This window comes from Pseudomonas saliphila, assembly GCF_008638345.1.
GTDB lineage: Bacteria > Pseudomonadota > Gammaproteobacteria > Pseudomonadales > Pseudomonadaceae > Halopseudomonas > Halopseudomonas saliphila.
Window position 1 is genome coordinate 96,210 of record NZ_VTVA01000001.1, and the last position, 21,216, is coordinate 117,425.

A 21,216-nucleotide genomic window follows, 5' to 3' on the forward strand; every position below is an offset into this window, starting at 1 on the left:
AAAAGAGATATATCCATGGCACAACGTCAGATCTACGTCGTGGGCGCCGCGCGCACCGCCATCGGCACCTTCGGTGGATCCCTGAAGGATCAGCCGCTAACCAGCATCGCCACGGTTGCGGTAAGCGCCGCATTGCAGCGCTCGGGTGTCAGTCCCGATGCCATCGACCATGTGGTAATGGGTAATGTGATTCCCACCGAGCCACGCGATGCCTATCTCAGCCGCGTAGCCGCGATGGACTCAGGTATTCCCAAAGAGACCCCGGCTTTCAACGTCAACCGTCTGTGCGGCTCCGGTCTGCAGGCCATCATCTCGGCTGCCCAGAGCATTCTGCTTGGCGACGCCGAGATCGCGATTGGCGGCGGAGCAGAAAGCATGAGCCGCGGTCCGTTCATATTGCCGGGTATGCGCTGGGGTGCGCGCCTGGGCGATAGTCAGGCAGTCGATTATATGAATGGCATCCTGCACGACCCCTGGCAGCGGATCCACATGGGCGTCACCGCCGAGAATGTCGCCAAGCGTTATGGCATCAGCCGCGAGGCTCAGGACCAACTGGCTCTGGAAAGTCAGCGCCGCGCTGCGCGCGCCACCGCCAAGGGTTACTTCAAGGATCAGATCGTTCCGGTGGACATCAAGACGCGCAAGGGGATTATCCAGTTCGCCAGCGATGAGCATATTCGAGCAGAAGTCAGTGAAGACCAGCTTGGCGCCATGAAACCCATCTTCGTCAAGGAAAACGGTACGGTCACGCCCGGCAACGCTTCGGGTCTCAACGACGGCGCTTCGGCTCTGGTTCTCGCCGAAGAGCAGGCAGTGAAACAACACAATCTGGTGCCGATGGCGCGCCTGGTGGGCTATGCCCATGCCGGCGTCGAACCCGATTACATGGGCATAGGCCCGATTCCCGCTACTCGCCTAGTACTGAAGCGTACGGGCATCAGCCTGACGGAAATCGATGTGATCGAAGCCAACGAAGCGTTCGCCGCCCAGGCCTGCGCGGTGATTAAAGAGCTGGAGTTCAATCCGGAGATCGTCAATCCGAACGGCTCAGGCATATCCCTTGGCCATCCGGTCGGTGCCACCGGCGCCATTATCAGCACCAAGGCGATTTACGAACTGCACCGCACCGGTGGCCGCTACGCGCTGGTGACCATGTGTATTGGTGGCGGTCAGGGTATTGCCGCGATCTTCGAACGAGTGTGAAGCCAACCTTGCAAGAGCAGACAACCATGCAGATCAATACAGTAGGCGTTATCGGCGCCGGCACGATGGGAAATGGCATCGCACAAATTTGCGCCAGCGCAGGTTTGAAAGTTGTCCTGGTGGACATCGCCGAAGCCGCGTTGGACAGAGCCCTGTCAACGATCGACGCCAGTCTCGACAAGCTGATTCGAAAGGAAAGCATCACCGACAGCGATAAACAACAGACGCTGGATAACATTCACACCGATACCGATTTGCACGCTCTGGCGGGTGCCGATCTGGTGATCGAAGCGGCCTCCGAGTCCGAGCAGGTAAAGCTGTCGCTGATTCGTCAGGTAGATGAGATCGTGTCTGCCGACGCCATCATTGCCAGCAATACCTCATCCATTTCCATCACCCGATTGGCCGCTGCCAGCAGCCGTCCGCAACGCTTCATCGGTATGCACTTCTTCAATCCCGTGCCCGTCATGGCGCTGGTCGAGTTGATTCGAGGTCTGCAGACAGATGACAAAACCCACGATGCGGCTCGCGCCTTTGCCGAGACCATCCATAAAACTGCCATCAGCGTGCGCAACCACGCCGGCTTTGCGGTCAACCGCATTCTTGTACCGATGATCAACGAGGCCGTATTCGTCCTGCAGGAAGGTATCGCCAGCGCCGAGGATATCGACATGGGCATGCGCCTGGGCTGCAGCCATCCCATCGGGCCGCTGGCACTGGCGGATCTAATCGGTCTGGATACCCTGCTGGCGGTGATGGACGTGCTCTACTCCAGCTTCAACGACAGCAAATACCGCCCCGCTCCGCTTTTGCGGGAGATGGTCGAGGCAGGTTATCTGGGCCGCAAGAGCGGTCGCGGCTTCTACCGGTATCCGGCGTAAAGGTGCGGACATGACCCAGAGAGAATCCGTAATGCCCAACTCGCCGTTAAAAATTGAACGTGACGGCGCCCTGCTCCATCTGCGCTTCAACCGACCTGCCTCGCTCAATGCGATAGACAGTGCCATGGCCGGCGTCTTTCAGCAGTCCGTCGAACAGGCCGTGGCAGATCCCGACATTCGAGTCATTATTCTGAGCGGCGAAGGTCGCTCATTCATGGCTGGCGGGGACATCGCCCAATTCGCGGCGGATCCCGACAGCATCCCCGATAGCTTGATCGAACCGATGAATCAGGCCATCGACCTGCTCAGCCGGTGCGACAAGATCGTGCTCGGCAGCGTACAGGGCCCCATCGCTGGCGCCGGCATGAGCCTGGCCTTGGCATGTGATCTGTTGATTGCCGCGGACACTACCCGCTTCAGCTTTGCCTATACGGCACTGGGCGTCAGTGGGGATCTGGGCATCACCTGGACGCTTCCAAGACAGCTCGGGCTGCGCCGCGCCATGTCTGTTGCACTGTTGGGAGAGACTATCAAGGCAGAGGAAGCTCTAGCGCTGGATCTGGTCAATCAGTTGGTGCCGGCTGACCAACTGGCAGAGCGCACTGAGGCATTGGCCCAACGTTTGTGCAAGCTGCCCGCGCTGGCCGCAGGCAACATCAAACGCTTGCTGCGCAGCGGCCTGGAACAGGATCTGGTCAGTCAGCTTGCAGCGGAAAAACAGGCCTTCAGCCAATGTATCGCGCATCCGGACTTTACCAATGCAGTGCAGGGGTTCCTGACCAAGCGCGGCTGATCCCGCCCCGCCTGGACCTCAACCGGTAGCCGTCTCCACCGAGGCGGCTTGCCGTTGGTGCAGCAACAGCCCCAGACCAATCAATACAGCGCCCCACCACACCTCAGGCGGCAGATCTTCGGCGTTGAATACCCTGCCCACCACCAGTGCCAATACCGGAGTGATGACGAGAATCAGCGCGACACTGGCCGACTCCATATTCCGCACGATGAAGTAATACAGCGCGAAACCAAGCACCGAGCCAAGTACCCCGAGATAAACGATCGACACGCTGCTGCGCAGGCTGAAGGCGTCGGGCCAGAGCGCGCCATCCAGCCACCAGGCGAGCGTGAACAAAGGAGCCGCCACCAGCAGAGCGCCAGTCGTTGTTGCCAGAGGGTGGCTGTCATCGTTGATGACCTTGAGCCCGACCAATGACGCGGAGTTACATAACACGCCTAGCAGTAACGCCATTATCCCCGCCGCAAAGCCCGGCTGCATGACCAGCGTGCCATCCAGAAAGATCAACGCCAGCCCAGCCAAACCCAGCAGCATGCCCGCCAACCTGAGGGGAGTAAAAGCGCGCTCTTGCAGCCACCAGGCGGCCAGCAGGCTGGTCACCAGCGGCGAGGTGCCGAAGATGACCGACATCAGTCCTGATTCGATCCGGGTCGACGCCCAGTAGACGCAGAACATGGCGAGAAATAGCCCAAGCCCCGCGCACACATAGCTGCTTATCGCACGCCGATGTAGCGCCAGAGGTATCCGCCAAAGCGCCAGCACAAGCAAAGCGCAGCCCAGCGCGAGCACCATGCGCAACATGGCAGCCAAGCTGAAACCGCTATCCACAGCGCCCCATTGAATGGCCAGCGGTGTGGTGGCCCAGATAAGGACTACCACACCGTAGGCAACCGACAGATGCACTGCGGGCTTAGAGGTCAAGTACCAGCCGCTTGCTGACGGATCTCGAGCAGCACGGGGTAAACCAGCCTTCGTCGTCACGTTCCGAGTCGCTGAGCACCTGATCCCTGTGGTCAGGTGTGCCTTCAATTACCCGGGTGATGCACGCGCCGCAGATGCCTTGCTCACAGGAGGTCATTATCTCGACGCCGGCCTCAGCAAGGACCGAAACAATGCTTTCATCTTCCCCGACCTGATACACCTGGCCACTGCTGGCAACCTGCACTTCAAAGGTTTTGTCGTCACTGGTATCAACCGGCTTGGCGCTGAAGAACTCGAAGTGAATGCGCTCCTCGGGCCAGCCCTGGGCCCGGGCAGTCGAGGTAACGAAATCGATGTAGCCACTGGGCCCACATACATAGAGATGGCAATCCTCACCGGCTGCCTGAAGAACCGCAGGCAGATCGAGCCTTTGCTCAGCCGGACCATCGTCGAAGTGAAAATGCACCCTGGACGCAAACGCTGACTCGCGGATGCGATTCACAAAGGCCATGCGCTCTTCGCTGCGCGAGGAATAATGCATGGTGAAATCTGCATCGATTTTCGCCAGGCGCTCGGCCATACAGAGAATTGGGGTCACCCCGATGCCGCCGGCAAGCAGTAATGACTTGTGGGCATTGTGCGCCAGCGGGAAGTGGTTGCGCGGCAGGCTGATCCGCAGCACCTGCCCTTCCTGCAGCTCATCATGCACCGCGATAGAGCCACCGCGGGAAGCGGGGTCGCGAAGCACACCAATCACATAACGGTGATCTTCAGAGGAGTCGTTGCATAACGAGTACTGGCGAACGAGACCAGGGCGTATTTCCACGTCGATATGCGATCCAGCACTGAAGCCAGGCAGCTTGCTGCCATCGGTGGGCTCCAGCTCCAGAGATGTAATATCCAGTGCTTCCATGGTCTTACGGGCAATACGAACATTCAGAGAGGCAGTATCCATGGAGAAATCCTATTTGTTTTTATCAAGCGGCATCGTTTTCCAGGCGCTGGCGGATATCCGCGCGCAACTGGTCTTTTCTGATTTTCCCCGACGCTGTTCGAGGAAAGTCGTCGACTACTATCAATCGTTCGGGAATCTTTTGTCGGGCAACACCGGCGCTCAGCACGTTCTGCACCATGTCGTTCAGCGTTAGCTGTGCGCCTTCACGCAGGATGACATAGGCACATAGGGTTTCACCCAGACGCGCATGCGGCATGGAAACAACCGCAGCCTCATCTATTTGTGGCACCTGATGCAGAATGTCTTCTACCTCCTTGGCACTGATTTTTTCGCCACCCCGATTGATTAAATCCTTTTTGCGCCCGGTGATGACGATGGCGTTGCCGTGTACCACCTTGCCAAGATCGCCGGTGGCGAAATAGCCCTCTGCATCAAAGCTGGCCGCCGTCTGTTGTGCATCGGCATAGCCCAGGAACATCGCCGGGCCTCGAATCATCAACTCACCCTCGCTGCCTTCAGGCAGTGAGCGGCCGTCGTCATCGACCACCTTGACGTCGTAGTCCATGATTTCGCCATCCGTCGTCGCCGCCAGTTCAAGCTGATCCTCGCCAACGAAGCCCAGGGTGACCAAGGGGACTTCGCTGGAGCCGAAAACCCTGAATGCCCGGCACTGCTCAAGGACTTCGCCAGCCTTGTAGATCAATGCGGGAGGCACCTCGGCTCCGCCACAGGCAAAGGCGCGCAGTGAAGGTAAGCGACGACCATGCTTTTCCGCCTGAGCCAACAGCTCGTGCAGGAATGGCGTCGCGCCCAGGCTCACAGTCACCTGCTCGCGATCAATGATTTCCAACGCTTCCTGCGCGTCCCAGCGATCCATGAAAACAGTCCGGGCAGGCAGGTAGAACGGCAGTTCCAGACCACTCAATCCGGTGACGTGGGTCACTGGCGAAGCCATCAGCAGAATGCCGTTGTGTCCGCCGGCCCAGTGCTCAAAGCCGCGCTTGAGCCGGATCGGGCCGGAATTGTGCGAGTGCAGCACGGCCTTGGGCTTGCCGGTGGTGCCTGAGGTATAGAGCACCAGCTTCACCGAGTTGGCGTCCACGTCTGGTAGATCGGTTGCTGCGCGGCCTTCGGCCAGCAGGCTTTGATAATCATCCGTTACCGGCTGCTCGCCTCGTACCTGACAGAGCACTCGCAGAGCAGGTAGCTCGGCAGCCAGACCCTGCATCATTTCGGCGTAATCGAACCCGCGATACACCGATGGGAAAAATGCAGCTTTCACCCCTGCATCAGCCAGCATGAAGGCGACTTCGGCGTTGCGATAGATCGATACCACAGGAACAATCACCAGTCCCAGCAAGCTAGCCGCAAGATCCACCACTGCTGCTTCGCGCCAATTGGGCAGCTGGAAGCTGATAGCGTCGCCCTGAACCAGTCCTCGACGCTGCAGCGCACCCGCCAGAAGCAACGCATCGTCTAGCAGTCCGCTGATATTGCAGGGTTGCCCTTCAAATACATGGGTGATGCGTAAGGGGTCCTCGGCCACAATCTCTTTGGCCATGTCGGCTATGGTCTTGCCGACCCACTTACCACTTGCGGCATTCCGATCAATCGTTTCTTGATCCAGGCGAACAGTCCAGCCGCTGATATCTTTTTGCATTTTTCTCACTCCAGGATCAGTCAGGCAGCGCCCAGGCTGCTTTCAACAAAACGCGAGAAATGCTGATCGCGTCCGCCCAGTAGATTATTGAGCAACATAATCCGGCGGTAGAAATGGCTGACATTGAGCTCTTCGGTGATGCCCAGGCCGCCGTGCATCTGCACGGCTTCGTTGGCTACCTTCCGTGCTGCCTGACTGATATAGGCTCGAGCGCCACTGACGATACGCGACCGTTCGGCAGCAGGCTGGCTGATCGCCCGCTCAGCAGCCCGGGTCAGCGCGAACGCCTCCTGGCGCAGCAAATACAGATCTGCCATGCGGTGCTGCAGCGCCTGATTGGTTGCCAGCGGCCGGCCAAATTGTGTGCGCACCTTGAGATAGTCATTGGTGGTATTCAACAACGCATCGATCATGCCGCAGGCTTCCGCACACAACGCTGCATTAGCCTCATCAACTAGCAAGTCGATGTGCTGCTCGATGCTCAGGCCATCCGCAGGCGTGTCCAGCAATTCCACTTCGGCGTTGTCTAGCACTACTCTGGCGGCGCCTCTGCCATCCAGCAGGCGGCACGGATTGCGCTGCACACCGGGGGCAGACGCATTGACCAGGCCCAGCTTTATTTCACCGGCGCCCGTGCGTACCGCAACCAGGAATCCATGTGCGGCATCGCCGTGTATCACCAGATCCAGCCGACCGCTCAGCCTGTTATCTTCCAGCAGACAATCGTCAGCATGTTCCAGCGAACAGCTGAACAGCATCTGGCCGGAACCCAGCCCCTGCAATAAGCGCTCACGCTGCCCAGCATCGCCCAGCCGCGCCACCAGCGTGGTAGACAGGATACCGCTGATCAGAAATGGCTCCTGCATCAAATATTTCCCGACCACCTCCATCAAGGCACCGACTGAATTGGCATCGCCATCCAGACCGTCCATATCTTCGGGCAAGCGCAGAGTCAGAAAGCCAAACTCGGCCAGATCGTTCCAGACCTTTTCGTTGTACCCGCTGGAGTCTTTCAACATGCCCAGCCGGTCATTAAAGGCATAGTTATCCGCTGCGTACCGCTCAAGGCTGTCGCGCAGCATGCCAATGGTTTCAAGATCAGTTGTCATAGGCCGAGCACCACCTTGGCGATAATATTGCGTTGCACTTCGGATGAGCCGCCAAAAATGGTATTGGCGCGGTTGTAGAAGTGCTCCTTGAGGATGCCGCCGGTATCTTGCGGACCAAGAGGTGGCAGCCCGTCAGCCGTGTGCAATGCAGCTGGGTCGAACACCATAGCCGCCTCGCCCATGGCATCCAGTAACGCATCCGTCACCTCCTGATACAGCTCGGTGCCTCGAATCTTGACCAGCGAAGCCTCACCACCATTATCACGCTCTTCGAGCATCGCCATCACTGCGTCATAGGAAGCCACTTCGAGTGCGAGAAAACGCAACTCGAATTCGCCAATACGATTGCGCATGAGCGGCTGGTTGATCAGCGGCTCACCATTAACCTGGGTTTCACGTGCGTACAGTGTGAGTCGATCCAGAACATGCCTCGCCTGGCCCACGATGGCGCCGGCGGTGCGCTCGTTCTTCAGCAGAAATTTGGCGTAGGTCCAGCCAGCACCTTCCTCGCCGACCAGGTGCGCCGCCGGCACGCGGACGTCTTCCAGCCAGACTTCGTTGACATGGTGGTAGCCGTCCATGGTGCTGATCGGCTTGACCGTTACACCCTTGCTGCGCATATCGATCAACAGAAAGGAGATGCCACTCTGAGGCTTACCTTCGGTGCTCGTGCGCACCAGGCAGAATAACCAGTCAGCCCACTGGGCGTAGGTGGTCCAGACCTTCTGGCCATTAACCACATAGTCATCCCCATCCCGGATTGCACGGGTACGCAGGCCAGCGAGGTCAGAGCCGGCGTTCGGCTCAGAATAGCCCTGCGCCCAGAACTCTTCTGTTTTGACGATGCCTGGCAGAAACCGTCGCTTCTGCTCGTCACTGCCGAACGTGTAAATAACCGGGCCCACGTATTTGACACCGAAGGGGATGACCCACGGACAGCCCAGCCTGGCCAGTTCGTCTTCGAACACGAAGCGCTCAAGCAATGACCACTCCTGGCCGCCATGTTCCTTCGGCCAGTGACCTACAGCCCAGCCCTTCTGGTCCAGTAGCTGCATCCACTGCAGATAGTCCTGCTTGTCCAGCACCTGATGCCGGTGTGATTTATCGCGCAGCCCAGCTGGCATCTCGTTGCGGTAAAAATGCCTTACCGCCTCGCGCAGCTGTTGCGCCTTGTCCAATACGCTATTGTTCATTGTCATCTCTCGAGCCCGGTCAGTTGCTGCAAAAAAATAACCCGCCCATGCTGCCGAGCGGGCACGCTGCTACTTGCCCAGACCCAGGTATTTATCCAATGTCAGGTGATGGTGGCGAATGCGGCTTTCCTGGTAGCTGGCAAGCGTGACCTTACCTTTCGTCGAGGCTTTCAAGCCCTTGGTCATGGCATCCAGGTTACTCATATCCTGATCAAACACTGGTCCCAACGCGCCCAGCTCGGGGGCTTTGGAAAAATCGACGTCATCCGGCAGACTGGTCAATCGAGCGCCAGGAGGACAGGCCTCACCTTTCTTATGGCGACCCAGCACCCAGATATCAAATATGCAGCTTTCATGGTTGTCACCGTCAGGAATAGCGCGATAGACGATGTTGCCGAAATAACCGGCCCACACCTGAGTGTTAGGAAAGATGGAGTACAGGAGAGCGTCCTGCAGTTCCGCAAGCGTGGCCTGGGACAGGTCGTCGCCCGACGCTTCGGCAAACATCCTACGATTCATCTCGCCGATGTATTCTCGGGCAGACATCCCTTCCGGCAAGACGTGACGGCTGCTGTCCGCATCGGCCATACGCCCGGACTCTTCCAGAATGTCGTGCAACACCAGCGCCTGGTCCACATCCTCCAGGTTCGAGCTGGTGACGCCCATCGGCGTAACGCTGCGGCTGATATTGTCGCCGTACATGTCGTACTGGCTGTCGATATCGCCGGTAAAGGTCATGATTTGCGGATGCGTCGCCCGGGTATGCATGGATTCCATAAAGGCTTCCTGGGCAACTTTCCAGTTACAGGGCATACGCCGCTGCACATGGGCGATGGATACCGAACGCTCCATGCTGTAATCCTTGAAGTGCTCAGGCATGACCCCGATGTGCTCGGTGAGCGAGGGCGCATCCGCATCGGGATTGATAAAGACAAATCCAGCCCAGGTATCTACCTGCACTTCTGGTAGCTTCATCTCACAGGGATCGACATGCTTAAAATCCCATTTCGTCGGCATGCTCTTGAATTCGCCCTGCAGATCCCAGGTAAAACCGTGGAAGGGACAGCGCAACTGGTTTACCGCGCCGCCACTCATGCGCAACGCCCGGCCCCGATGCAGACAGGAGTTGTGGAAGCCACGAATGACGCCGTCTTGACCGCGCATGACAATGATCGATGCATTAACGATGTCGTACACCACGTGATCGCCCGGCTTCTGTATGTCTTCCTCTCGGCAGACCATCTGCCATGCTTTAGTCCAGAGCTTTTCCGCCTCGAGCTCGTGGAACCAGCGCGCGCTATAGCGCTCGATGGGCATGTCCTCATCCGAAAAACCAGGAAAATTGGATTTCAGCCGATCCGGGACGGGGACTTTTTCCTGTTTCAGGAGCTCCTGGAACATATTCGGGTTGCCCACTTCTTCCGGTGGAAGAACGGTAAATTTTGCTTGCTTCAAGTTGCTCATGCTGACGCCCTCATTATTTTTATACACGCTGCTGCAAGTACTACGGCGCTTCGAGAATGGTTACCGCGCTGACGCCTGGTGCGCCATACACATGGGTATAACCGAGCCGCGGCGCACCCGGAACCTGACGTGCTCCTGCCTGTTGACGAAGTTGCAAACACACTTCAATGACCTGTCGCAGACCCGATGCGCCTACTGGCTCACCGTTGGCCAGACAACCACCATCGGTATTTACTGGCAGTCGTCCATCGATATCTGTCTCGCCCTGGCGTAACAGATGCTCCTGCTCGCCGTGCTCACAGAAACCGTTTTCTGCAAGATGAATAATTTCCGAGCCGCTGTCCGTATCCTGCAGCTGGATTACGTTGATATCTTCCGGACCTACCCCTGCCTCCTCATATGCAGCACGCGAAGCCGTTACCGTTGGGGCCGGCGCGGCTTCTGCAGCCAGCGACGGGCTGAACACTTCAAAGGAGCCATGGTGGCGGGTGCGCATGACCGCAGCCCTTACCAATACCGGATGATCGGTATAGCGATGCGCTTCGCTGGCACGACACAGCACCAGCGCGGCTCCACCCTCGGCGGGATTGCAGAACATGTACTTGCGCAACGGGAGATTGACCGGCATTGAGTCGGCTATTTCTTCATAGCTGAGCTCCCGCTGACGCCAGGCGTGGGGAGTAAGCGCGCCATTCCGAAACGCCCGCTGCGCTACTCTGACCAGGGCATCTTCGGAGACGCCATGTTCATGCATATAACGTTGAGTCTTGAGCGCAAAGAACTGGGTAGTGAGCATGAGTCCTGTCTCGCCATACCAGTCCTCCAGGCCCCAATCTGCGGGCTTAGGGTTGAAGGCACCGCGCGGATGCTTGTCAAAACCCACCGCGACACCGATATCCGTCATGCCTGAGCGCAACGCTGCAACTACACTGGCCAAGGCGCTGCCGCCGGTGGCACACCCGTTCGCTACATTGACAAAGGGCAAACCGGTCAGTCCAAGGTGATTGCTCAGGGCATCGGCATTGCCGCCGTCCTGGCTGCCGCCATAGGCAATTCCGATCTGATCCCAGGTAACGCCCGCATCCTTAAGCGCTTCGCGCACGGCATGCGCACCCTGAGCCTGACCCGACACACCGTCAGTGCGACCAAAACGGTGCATGCCCACACCGATGATTGCGATATCTTCCATCAGATGGACTCCTTGGCAGGGTTAGACGGAGCGAAGGCAAAGGTACGCAGGACGGTATCTGCACCGCCGCCGTAATCAGCCTCGACCAAATGCATCGGCATCCCGATGCGTAACCTGGCGGGGTCAGCGACGGTGAGGCGACTCTCTACCTTGATGCCGCTGGGCATTTCGATATAGCCAACACCATAAGGCTGGAAGTCTTCCGCCGCCTCGCCGCCGTTATAAGGCGACTTGGGTTGAAATGCTTGAACTGTCCAGGACCAGAGCACGCCTCGGGCGCCGAGTTCACAGGCGAGCATGTCGGTCGCGGCACAGCGGGTACAGCTGTCGGCACTCGGGAAATAATGCTCAGCGCATGCCTGACAGCGGCTGCCCAGCAATACCAGTCCCTTCTCGCTCGAACGCAGGAGATGCTGGGTCGCGTGATGAACAGTAGCGTGGGAATTCATTATGGCTGATCCTGTTTTAAACCGACAAGATTGTTTTTAATATATCGGCAGCTAAATAGCAACGTTTATTAGGGATCCAACGATGGATTTATTTCGCAGCGGCGAGTTTTACAGCTCGCTTTGCAAGAAGCTCTTCAAATTGGGAGAGCGCGGTGCGGGCGAGCAGATCGTGCAGTCGTTGCAGACGTCCACCCGAGAGATAGGGAGCCGGATTCAATGCCACACCCTGCAAGGAATGCATTATCAAATCGCGCAGAACCTCCCCCGCCTCGGCCATGTCAGGCTCGGCCCAGATGGGAAAGCGCGCTACCATGCTCACCGACATCCGCTCATCCAGCGCACTCTCAAGTGGCGCCATGACCTCGTTCAGCTGCTCGTTGGTCCTGGCCCCACGGATCAACTCCTGAAACGCCAGAAAGGACGGTTTCATATAGTAATGCTGCAGTGCTGTGAGCGTTTCGCGCATGCTTTCAACCGTCGGAAAGCTGCCGGTTTTCGCGGAAACCTCTTGTATCGCCTGGTCATATTCCCGCGCTCGAATATCAGTAATATGCTCCGCAGCAGCAGTAAAAACATCCGCCCGCGACTTGAAATGATGGGTCATCGCGCCCCGCGAGACGCCGGCTTGCTTGGCAATCTTCTCGGTCGTGGTCTGGGTATAGCCGATGTCTATCAGACATTGCATGGTGGCATCCAGAATGTGCAGACGCATCAAATGGCTCTTTTCTGCCTGCCAGCTGCCGTCCACAGACTTGCCACGGCGCACCGGGCGACGAGGTGTGCGTTTTTTTTCGATCGCGTTCTGCTTTTCCATTCTTTGACTCCGTTAGCCTGAACCTGACTCCATGTTGGAACAGTTTAGTCTAGTGCCTCAACGAGTACAGCAAATAAAAAACAAACAAGACTTTATAAGCGGCGTTATCTAGGTCAGGCGCACGGAGTGGCCGGCATCGATGGTCAATACGCTACCGCTCATATAGGCGCCCGCTTCACTGGCTAACAGTAACAGGGGCCCGTTTAGCTCTTCGTGACGTCCGAGGCGCTTGATCGGCAATGCACCCACCTCCCGCTTGCCCGCTTCAGATTCATAGAAGGGGTTGGTCATCTCACTCGGGAAATAACCCGGGGCGAGCGCATTGACACGGATGCCATATGGCATGAGATCGAGTGCCATGTACTGAGTCATCGAGATCACCGCAGCTTTGGTCGTTCCGTAGTTCAGAAATTGCGGCCTGGCCAGGTGCCCGAGGATAGACGCGATATTGATAATGGCGCCGGGTTTACCCGCCGCGATCAGACGCTTAGCCATGTTCTGTGCCACATAGAAGGGACCAGACAGGTTGGCATCTACCAGAGAGGTCCACTGCTCCCGACTCATTTCTTCAAACGGAGCTGGATTAGATAGCCCTGCGTTATTGATCAGCACATCGACCAATCCCAGTTGCTTCTGGATGATACTAAAGGCGCTATCGATGCTGGCCGGATCGGTGACATCCATGCTCAGGGCGATAGCTTTCCCACCATCTGAAACAATCTCCGTCGCGACTTCTTCAACTGGCCCCAAGCGTCTGCCAACGCAGACCACACTGGCCCCCGCATGCGCTAGTACCTTGGCGAAGTGGGCACCCAGCCCCGAGCCAGCGCCCGTCACCAGAGCGACGCGGCCTTCGAGGGAAAACTGATCAACAAACTTTTTCATTATTCTTATCCTTTCAAGGCTTACTGCCGACAATCACACCAGCAACTCTGGCTGATCCAGCTGTTGTGCAAAAAAGCGACAGAAACGGGCAGCATCGGCGCCATTAATTACCCGATGGTCATAACTGAGCGACAGGGGGATGAACCGTCGGTTGATGATTTGTCCCTCCTCCATCACCAGCCTTTCGAATTCCCGGGTAATGCCAAGAATCGCCAGCTCCGGCGCATTGATAATCGGCGTGAAGGACGTGCCGCCGATGGAACCGAGCGAGCTAATGGTCATGCACCCACCTGACATCTCGCTGATAGACAGGCCCTTGGTGCGCGCCTTGGCGGCCGTCTCAACCAGCTCACCGTGCAGTTCGGAAATCGACTTCTGATCGGCATCGCGGATCACTGGAACCAGCAACCCCTTCTCTGTCTCCACCGCGATTCCCACGTGGTAATACTTCTTCATCACCACCTGCTTGCCACCCGTGGCGAGGGAGGCATTGAACAGCGGAAACTCTTTCAAAGTGTTGACTAGCGCTTTGATCAGAAAAGGCAGCGGCGTGAACTTGCACCCCAGTTCCTGACCATAGGCGCGACGAAAGGCATTGAGCTTGTCAGCCGGCGCCTCGTCGTTGTGGGTCACGTGTGGGATCTGCGCCCAATTGCGGCCGAGGAAAGCTCCCGCGTATTGTTGGTGACGGGACAAGTCGGCTAATTCCACGTCGCCAAACTGGGTGAAGTCCATCTCAGGCATCGGCGGCAGGTTCGCCGGCCAAGCCGGCGCCACCTTATTTGCCGCGGTCATCAGACCAGCTCCCCGATGACGGTTCCTACTTCGTAGGTCTCTCCAGCTTGCTGCAAAATACGCAGTGTGCCATCAGCAGGAGCCTCGATCTCCTGCATGGATTTTTCGCTTTCGATGGCGTAAAGAGGATCGCCTTTGGACACCTCGGCGCCATCGGCAACCATCCACTCCGCCAGAAGCGCTTCATTAACCGAAAATCCGAGTTTGGGTAGAATAATTTCAGTAGTCATAAGATCATTCCATTCTGTTTTTATTTGAGTACTTCAAGTACCGCATCGGTGATGCGCTGCTTGGTGGGGATGAAAACGTCTTCCAGGGCCTTGGAGAAAGGAACCGGCGAACGTGCAGCGCCAACCCGCGCAACCGGCGCCTTGAGTTGACCAAACAATTCCTTGTGCACCCGTGTGGCGATCTCGGCACCCACCCCAAAATCCACCTGGGCTTCATGGGCGACCACCAGACGACCAGTCTTGGTTACCGACTCAAGAATGGTGTCCATATCCAGTGGTGAAATGGTGCGCAAGTCGATGACTTCTACCGATATGTCCTGCTTCTCCAGGTCCTGAGCTACCTGTAACACCTCAACCATGGTGCGGCTGTAGCTGACGATGGTCACGTGACTGCCCTGTCTGGCAATGCGTGCCTTGCCCAAAGGAATACGCTCACCCTGTAGCGGCGCGTCACCCATAGCGAAATACAGCGGCAAGCTTTCAATGAACAGGCAGGGGTCATCATCGAAAATGCACGACAGCAACAGGCCGTAGGCATCCGCAGGATTAGATGGCGCAATGACCTTGATACCGGCGGTATGCGCGAACCAGGCCTCCAGATAGTCGGCATGCTGCCCGCCCGTGCCGAAACCGGCTCCGGTGGCGGTGCGGATCGTCAGCGGCACGTTGGTTTGTCCGCCGGTCATGAAGCGTAGCTTGGCGGCGTGATTGACCACCTGGTCCATCGCCACGGTCATGAAGTTCATCAACATGATCTCAGCCACTGGCCGCATGCCGGCCAGCGCTGCACCCACTGCTGCGCCCATGATGGCTTGTTCTGCGATAGGAGTGGATTTGACGCGGTCGGTGCCGAAAGCCTCGGACAATCCGGCGGTGCACTTGAAGACCCCGCCCCCTTCCCGATCGGCCACATCTTCACCCAGGGTCACCACCGCTTGATCCAGCGTCATGGCATCGTGCATGGCCAGGTTGATGGCCTGGGCCATATTCATGCGTTTCTTCTTTGTGTCGTTCATACCCCGGCCCCTTCTGCAAATACATCCTTGGTCAATTCCGAGACATCGGGTGGTGGACTGTTCAGACCAAACTGCACCGCTTCCTCGAACTGCTCCCGATTGGTGTCTTCAATAGCCTGCAGCTGTTCTTCGGATGCATGACCCTGCTCGCACAACCAGGCGCGAAGTAATGGCATCGGATCCGCCGCCACCGCTGCCTGCATGATGTCCTTGGAAATATAGTGGCCGTCGTCACCAAGCAGGTGCCCGCGGAAACGGAAGGTCTTGGCTTCAAGCAGTGTCGGCCCCTGGCCGTTACGGGCGCGCTCAATCGCCTCGCGCGCTGCGGACCACATCTCGACTACATCGTTGCCGTTGCACTGGATACCATGCATGCCGTAGCCAATGGCGCGATCAACGATGTCGCGCGCGCCTGTGCCGTATTCGTATTTGGTGTGTTCGGCATATCCGTTGTTCTGGCAAACGAACACCACCGGAAGATTCCAGACCGACGCCAGGTTGAGCGCTTCATGGAAAGCACCAATATTCGAGGCACCATCGCCGAAATTCACTACGGTGACCTGACCGGTCTTCTTCAACAACGAGGCCCAGGCCAGGCCATTGGCAATCGGCAGACCCGAACCAACTACCCCGGTCGTAACTGGCAAGCCGGACGCCATATGAGTGATATGCATAGGGCCGCCCTTCCCTTTACAGGTACCGGTAGCGCGTCCCATGAATTCTGCGACAAAGGGTTTAAGCGGGATGCCCTTGGCCAACTGATCATGGATGCCACGGTAGGTGGTGATCACATAGTCATCGGCACGCAGGTTGACGGAGATGGCAGAGGGTACAAGTTCCTGACCACGTGGTGAGTAATAGGGCGAAGCGATCTGTCCTGCCTTGATCAGTTCGATAAAACGGTCATCCGCTATCTTGATCAACGTCGCCTTGCGATAGATTTCAAGCAGTGTGGCCGTGTCGGGAGCATTGGTATCAGTCATGATTGCCTCGCATGGTGCACCTCTATTATTTGAATTCCACCCCGCCTCATTAAAACCGACAAGGTTGTTTTTATTGATTCTATCTAGGGCAATTACAAACAGCAAGGGGTTATTTGGGTAAGTAGTTGCGTGGGTTTTTCGCACCGGCTTGCGAGAAAATTTCAGTCAGTTCGAACACGTTTCCGTCAGGGTCTCGTCCATAAGTGGCTTTTGACTCCCCGAAATCCTGAGGTAGACAATGGAAGGAAGCGCCCAAGGTTTCCAGTTGCTCATACACGGCATCGATATCGGTCACATCAAAGCAAAAATGGGTAATGCCATGATGATGCACGGGCCGCGTGGCTGTGACCGCGGGCGGCGCTGGCTCTTCAAACTGGAATAGCTCCAGACGCATACTCCCCAGGCGCAGCATAACTGTGCGGGCTGCAGATTCTGGCAAGCCCATAATATTGTTAATAGGCTCAACCCCTACAGGCCAGCCAACCCGACTCTCTTCGATGAAACCGAAGCCTGCACAGTAGAAATCGGCCAGCCTGTCCAGATTGGCAGTCGATATAGCGACGTGGTGTACAGCGTTAATCATAAGAATGATGCTCCTGGCGGCGTAAGCTGCCTGCCGCACTTATCCACATGACCACAAAGAGGGGAGAAGAATTTCAACCTTGCAGGAAAGGCGCACTGCCGCGCCCTCCCCTGTCAGTTGAACGATCGCTCAGACCCTGCCGGCGATATAGTCGTTAATGACCTCGTGATAGCGACGCACTCGTGACTCCTGCCCCGCCAGATAGGCATCCTCGTAGCCACGGGAATGCAATCCCTGTTGCTGGGCAATGGCCACACTCAGGTCCTGGTCTGCAACGAACCCCATGGATTTTTCCCCATGCGTGAATACCTCATGAGCGGCAGCCTCCATCGGCCACATGCCCAGCGGAGTGACAGCCTCCTTCTCGCCCTTGGCCGGGCGCACGAAGTACCAATGATCAAACAGACACTTTTCGGGGTCTGTCGGGTGAGGCTGCGGGCGCAGTATCTGATAGCTCTCGGCTGCCATGGTGAAAGACATATTGGGGAACAAGGTGTAGTGGTAATAATCCGATAGCTGGTCATCCGTCAGGTTTGCGTACTGGGCATAACCACGCTCGTCGCCCAGTGCCCGTTTCTGCTTCTGCAGCGCAGGCCTGACCTCATTAACCCGCCCTTCAAAGTCCTGAGGATCCAACCCCCACCCGCGCATGATGTCGTCCAGCGGCGCCTGAACCTTTTTGGTCTTCCCGCCGCCGGCTGGCAAGGAGCCCTTCATCAACATGCGGCTATGGCCGTTATTGAATATCTGGAAGGTGGTGTTCTGGTAATGGTCATCAATGTGGGCTGCCAACTCCTTGTGCAACGACTGCACGTGATAGGCCTCATTGAAGTTGTCCTGAATCACCTTCCAGTTGCAGTTCACTTCGCAAGTGAGGTGCATGACACGGACCATCTTGTCCATTTCATAGGCTTCAAGCTGATCCGCCACAACACCCAGCGACTCACGCAAGGGCTTAGCCTCTCGATCCATATTGAACCAGACCAGGCCACCAAAGGTTTCACAGCGAAGCTCCTTGAGACTGAGCTTGCCGACCGGGCTTCCCTGGGGAAAGTCTTCCGAGTCCTTGGCAATCAGCAGATTGCCGTTGAGGCCATAACACCAGCTGTGGTACCCACACACCAGGCGGCGCACCTTGGTCTCTTCACACTCGACCATGCGGTTGCCGCGATGCTGACATACGTTATAGAACGCCCGGATACGGCCCTCATCGTCACGCACCATCAAAATTGATTCACGACCAATTTCATGTGTGACCACGCACCCCGCATCGGGGAATTGCGCTTCTACAGCGCCCACCTGCCAGGTGCGCGTCCACATGTGGTCCCATTCCTGCTGCATGAACTCCTTGCTGTAATATCGATCACCGGAGATCGGGTCGCCGCGCAGGACTTCTTTTGCATCAACCAGTGCTTGACGGGTACGTTCAGCCAACGACAAAGACGCGTTCATATCTATAGACTCCTTCCCGAATTCAGCCATAGCAGGTTGAAAAACGGGATTAGTGTTTTCTTATTAAAGCGGTCGGATCAGATCAAGCTGATAGACCGGGTCACTCTCATCACGCCGTCCTTGAAGCTGGTATTGCTCAAACTCGCCGTCTGATCGTTGGCTGAACGCCCACGAGGCGTTCCAGTCGAGCACCAGATCCCTGGAATAGATTCGCCAGATTCCAGCGCGCTTCTCCCATACATCGAGATAGCGCATGTTATCCGGACAGTTGATCAGACTGCCGTCCGGCAGGCGCACGGCAGCATTGCCAAGCATGTAGCTCTCTGCCTTGGCCCGATCTCCCTCCAGTTCCAGACCCACATTGGTAAAACGATGCCAACCCATCACCAGGTTTTCCTTGATGAAGGGTATATTCTGTTCGCAGAACTCCCAGGCATTGCCGGCAAAGACACCGAAATCGACGACACCGTCGGCATGGAACACCGACTTGAGCAGCGCCAGATCGCAGCGGTCCACTGCCTGTATATAGCGAGTCATCTGGTCGTTGATCGCCTGGCGATCAACGATGGCACGTATCCTCTCGGAGAGCTCCATGACTAACCTCCGAACAATGCGTAAACAGGGTCATTCTGGCTGCGCTCACCGCGTAGACGGAACTGGGCAAACAAGCCTTCGTCCAGGACGGCGGTGGTAGGCAGGTTCATATTCCAGTCATGCACGAAGCTGCGCTTGGCAATCTTCCATGTGCCCTGCTCCTTGCGATAATGATCGAGGAAACGGCCACCGATGAGGCGATCTTCCTTTTTGCCATCTTTGACGAGGGTGGTGATGTTGATGACATAGACCTCGCCACGAGCGCTGTCCCCGTCGACCTCATAATACTCATTGGAAATGGACGAGAAGGTGCGCTCCAGGCTCTCATCGGGCGAGGTAACCGCTTCCACAAACGACTGCGCTGCGCCTTGATGTTTTCCCCAGTCCACTTCAGCATCCTGCGCCCAGAGGGAGACCATCAGAGATCGATCCATACGGTCGAATGCACGGGCGAATTGTGTGTTAAGCAAGCCAAGCGCCTGCTTGGTTTCTACCTGCTTCAGTAGCTCCAGATCGGATTGCTGCATATTGGCTCCATACCCTGTTTATTTTGATTTATTAGTAGTTGGGGCTGAATCGGCCAGCCTGGATTGATCTCACCATAATCCTGCAAGACAAAACAATACAAGCTGTTTTTTATATACGTTGATGCAGCTCACGGAGAGCAGACTGAGCCGCTCTCCGTTCGCCGCTATCAGCGGCGCCCTTCCAGATAATCGTTGATTACTTCATGGAAACGCCGTACCCGAACTTCCTGATCGGATAGGTAGCAATCTTCGAAGCCCATGGAGTGCAACCCACGCTGCATTGTCTCTGCCAGATCAAGGTCCTGAGTAAGAAAGTCGCCCTGATCTATCGCTGCTTCATATTCAGCATAGTTATCCGTTTCATGCTCGGCCTCTTCTACCGGGCGCATGCCATACAACGTGGGCACCTCTGTCTGCCCTTCTATCCTGGGCACCAGATACCAGTAATCAAAGGTTGACCAATTAGGGTCATCCGCGTCGGGTTCAGTACGGAACACATGCAACCCTTCGGCGGTACCGGTCAGCGTCAGGTTGGGGAAACAGGTATGGTGCATCTGATCGGTGAGCTCGTCATCGGTCATGTTGCTGTAGTGGGTATAACCGCGCTGCGGTCCCATCTTCCGACGCGCCTGTTGTAGCGCCAGGCGTGCTTCATGGTCACGGCCGCGATACTCCTCTGCGTCAATCCCCCACTCCTTCAATACCTCAACCCACAGCTCCTGGGTCCTGTCTTCTACTGGAAGCCGGCTCGAGGGCTGCAGCTTCTGGATCATGCGATTATGCCCGTTGGGGTACATCTCATTGAGGGTATTGTCGTAGTGGTCGTCGATCATCGGAGCAAACTGAGGATGCACCACCGCAACGTGGTAGGCCTCGTTGAAATTATCCGAAGCGAACTTCCAGTTTGTGTTGACTCTCAGGCTGCGCCATACCACACGCACATAGTCATCCAGACCACGGTTTCCGAGCAATGCAGGGATGGGATCCAGAAAGTCCAGAAGCGGCTTGGCATCCTGGTCGAAGCTCCAGAAGATGAACCCGCCCCAGATTTCGCAGCGGAGTTCCTTGAGGCGCAACTTGCCGCACGGGCTGCCCTGCGAGAAGGTTTCTTCGTCCTGTACCCATTGAAGTTCTCCGTCAATGCCCCAGCGCCAGCCGTGATAGGGGCATGTAAAGGCATCCATGCCACCCTCTTCATTTGCCACCAACTGATTACCACGGTGCTGACACACGTTGAAGAAGGCGCGAATGGACTCGTCCTTCTGTTTGACGATCAGGATCGACTCGTGTCGAAAGCGATGGACTATGTAATCCCCCGGCAGCTCCAGTTGGGCAGTACGGCCGCCCACATGCCATACCTTCTTCCACATGTGCTCCCACTCTCGCCTGGCAAAATCTTTGCACCAGTAACGGTCTCCGGTAATTTTGTCTCCTCGCACCTTCAGCGGCATGGCATCCGGATGGGTCGGGTAGCTGGCGGTCTGGGCAGTATCGTTCAATTTGCTGGTCATGCTATGTAC

22 protein-coding genes are annotated in these 21,216 nt (G+C 57.0%); 3 read left to right on the plus strand and 19 right to left on the minus strand.

Features of this window, described 5'->3' with window-relative positions:
* The first annotated feature begins 15 nt into the window (after positions 1-15).
* The 3 genes from FHK95_RS00440 to FHK95_RS00450 are packed head-to-tail and all read left to right on the plus strand — an operon-like array spanning position 16 to position 2,877.
* Positions 16-1,203, plus strand: coding sequence for an acetyl-CoA C-acyltransferase family protein (locus tag FHK95_RS00440; protein WP_150302621.1), 1,188 nt, complete (start codon positions 16-18; stop codon positions 1,201-1,203).
* A 26-nt stretch (positions 1,204-1,229) separates the two neighbouring features.
* Complete coding sequence (locus FHK95_RS00445; protein WP_150302622.1) at positions 1,230-2,084, plus strand: 3-hydroxybutyryl-CoA dehydrogenase; 855 nt, start codon at positions 1,230-1,232, stop codon at positions 2,082-2,084.
* A gap of 10 nt (positions 2,085-2,094) precedes the next feature.
* Entirely contained in the window at positions 2,095-2,877 is a 783-nt protein-coding gene (locus FHK95_RS00450; RefSeq protein WP_206668511.1) for an enoyl-CoA hydratase/isomerase family protein, read from the plus strand.
* Positions 2,878-2,895: 18 nt separating this feature from the next.
* Here the strand turns inward: FHK95_RS00450 and FHK95_RS00455 are convergent, their stop codons facing one another.
* From FHK95_RS00455 to FHK95_RS00545, 19 genes are all read right to left on the minus strand, one after another.
* Positions 2,896-3,798, minus strand: a complete 903-nt coding sequence (locus tag FHK95_RS00455; protein WP_206668512.1) for a DMT family transporter — start codon at positions 3,796-3,798, stop codon at positions 2,896-2,898.
* Positions 3,788-4,753, minus strand: coding sequence for a PDR/VanB family oxidoreductase (locus tag FHK95_RS00460; RefSeq protein ID WP_150302623.1), 966 nt, complete (start codon positions 4,751-4,753; stop codon positions 3,788-3,790). Before FHK95_RS00460 ends, FHK95_RS00455 begins: the two co-directional genes overlap by 11 nt.
* A 22-nt stretch (positions 4,754-4,775) precedes the next feature.
* The gene (locus FHK95_RS00465) at positions 4,776-6,413 is read right to left on the minus strand and encodes an AMP-binding protein (protein ID WP_150302624.1); all 1,638 of its coding nucleotides are present in this window, start codon (positions 6,411-6,413) and stop codon (positions 4,776-4,778) included.
* 20 nt (positions 6,414-6,433) lie between these two features.
* On the minus strand, positions 6,434-7,522 hold the full coding sequence (locus tag FHK95_RS00470) for an acyl-CoA dehydrogenase family protein (RefSeq protein WP_150302625.1): 1,089 nt from the start codon (positions 7,520-7,522) through the stop codon (positions 6,434-6,436).
* Positions 7,519-8,715 (minus strand): acyl-CoA dehydrogenase family protein, encoded by a 1,197-nt coding sequence (locus FHK95_RS00475; RefSeq protein WP_150302626.1) that lies wholly within the window; start codon positions 8,713-8,715, stop codon positions 7,519-7,521. Before FHK95_RS00475 ends, FHK95_RS00470 begins: the two co-directional genes overlap by 4 nt.
* A gap of 69 nt (positions 8,716-8,784) precedes the next feature.
* Positions 8,785-10,179, minus strand: coding sequence for an aromatic ring-hydroxylating oxygenase subunit alpha (locus tag FHK95_RS00480; RefSeq protein WP_150302627.1), 1,395 nt, complete (start codon positions 10,177-10,179; stop codon positions 8,785-8,787).
* 40 nt (positions 10,180-10,219) lie between these two features.
* Positions 10,220-11,368 carry a thiolase family protein gene (locus FHK95_RS00485; protein ID WP_178114666.1) on the minus strand — a complete coding sequence of 383 codons (1,149 nt, stop codon included), beginning with the start codon at positions 11,366-11,368 and terminating at the stop codon, positions 10,220-10,222.
* Positions 11,368-11,817, minus strand: a complete 450-nt coding sequence (locus FHK95_RS00490; RefSeq protein ID WP_150302629.1) for a Zn-ribbon domain-containing OB-fold protein — start codon at positions 11,815-11,817, stop codon at positions 11,368-11,370. The genes FHK95_RS00485 and FHK95_RS00490 overlap by 1 nt, the downstream gene beginning before the upstream one ends.
* Positions 11,818-11,905: 88 nt before the next feature.
* Positions 11,906-12,631: a TetR/AcrR family transcriptional regulator gene (locus FHK95_RS00495; protein ID WP_150302630.1), complete on the minus strand. Its 726-nt coding sequence runs from the start codon at positions 12,629-12,631 to the stop codon at positions 11,906-11,908.
* 108 nt (positions 12,632-12,739) lie between these two features.
* Positions 12,740-13,516 (minus strand): SDR family NAD(P)-dependent oxidoreductase, encoded by a 777-nt coding sequence (locus FHK95_RS00500; RefSeq protein ID WP_150302631.1) that lies wholly within the window; start codon positions 13,514-13,516, stop codon positions 12,740-12,742.
* 33 nt (positions 13,517-13,549) lie between these two features.
* The gene (locus FHK95_RS00505) at positions 13,550-14,311 is read right to left on the minus strand and encodes a 2-oxo acid dehydrogenase subunit E2 (protein ID WP_150302632.1); all 762 of its coding nucleotides are present in this window, start codon (positions 14,309-14,311) and stop codon (positions 13,550-13,552) included.
* Positions 14,311-14,541, minus strand: a complete 231-nt coding sequence (locus tag FHK95_RS00510; RefSeq protein ID WP_150302633.1) for a biotin/lipoyl-containing protein — start codon at positions 14,539-14,541, stop codon at positions 14,311-14,313. Before FHK95_RS00510 ends, FHK95_RS00505 begins: the two co-directional genes overlap by 1 nt.
* 20 nt (positions 14,542-14,561) lie before the next feature.
* Complete coding sequence (locus tag FHK95_RS00515; protein WP_150302634.1) at positions 14,562-15,557, minus strand: alpha-ketoacid dehydrogenase subunit beta; 996 nt, start codon at positions 15,555-15,557, stop codon at positions 14,562-14,564.
* A complete protein-coding gene (locus FHK95_RS00520; RefSeq protein WP_150302635.1) occupies positions 15,554-16,540 on the minus strand; it encodes a thiamine pyrophosphate-dependent dehydrogenase E1 component subunit alpha in 987 nt (328 codons plus the stop codon). The genes FHK95_RS00515 and FHK95_RS00520 overlap by 4 nt, the downstream gene beginning before the upstream one ends.
* A gap of 109 nt (positions 16,541-16,649) precedes the next feature.
* Positions 16,650-17,123: a VOC family protein gene (locus FHK95_RS00525; protein ID WP_150302636.1), complete on the minus strand. Its 474-nt coding sequence runs from the start codon at positions 17,121-17,123 to the stop codon at positions 16,650-16,652.
* 129 nt (positions 17,124-17,252) lie between these two features.
* Positions 17,253-18,575 carry an aromatic ring-hydroxylating oxygenase subunit alpha gene (locus FHK95_RS00530; protein WP_178114667.1) on the minus strand — a complete coding sequence of 441 codons (1,323 nt, stop codon included), beginning with the start codon at positions 18,573-18,575 and terminating at the stop codon, positions 17,253-17,255.
* A 63-nt stretch (positions 18,576-18,638) separates the two neighbouring features.
* Positions 18,639-19,169, minus strand: coding sequence for a nuclear transport factor 2 family protein (locus FHK95_RS00535; RefSeq protein ID WP_150302638.1), 531 nt, complete (start codon positions 19,167-19,169; stop codon positions 18,639-18,641).
* 2 nt (positions 19,170-19,171) lie between these two features.
* Positions 19,172-19,696 (minus strand): nuclear transport factor 2 family protein, encoded by a 525-nt coding sequence (locus FHK95_RS00540; RefSeq protein WP_150302639.1) that lies wholly within the window; start codon positions 19,694-19,696, stop codon positions 19,172-19,174.
* Between the two features lie 167 nt (positions 19,697-19,863).
* The gene (locus FHK95_RS00545) at positions 19,864-21,207 is read right to left on the minus strand and encodes an aromatic ring-hydroxylating oxygenase subunit alpha (RefSeq protein WP_150302640.1); all 1,344 of its coding nucleotides are present in this window, start codon (positions 21,205-21,207) and stop codon (positions 19,864-19,866) included.
* Positions 21,208-21,216: the final 9 nt, after the last annotated feature.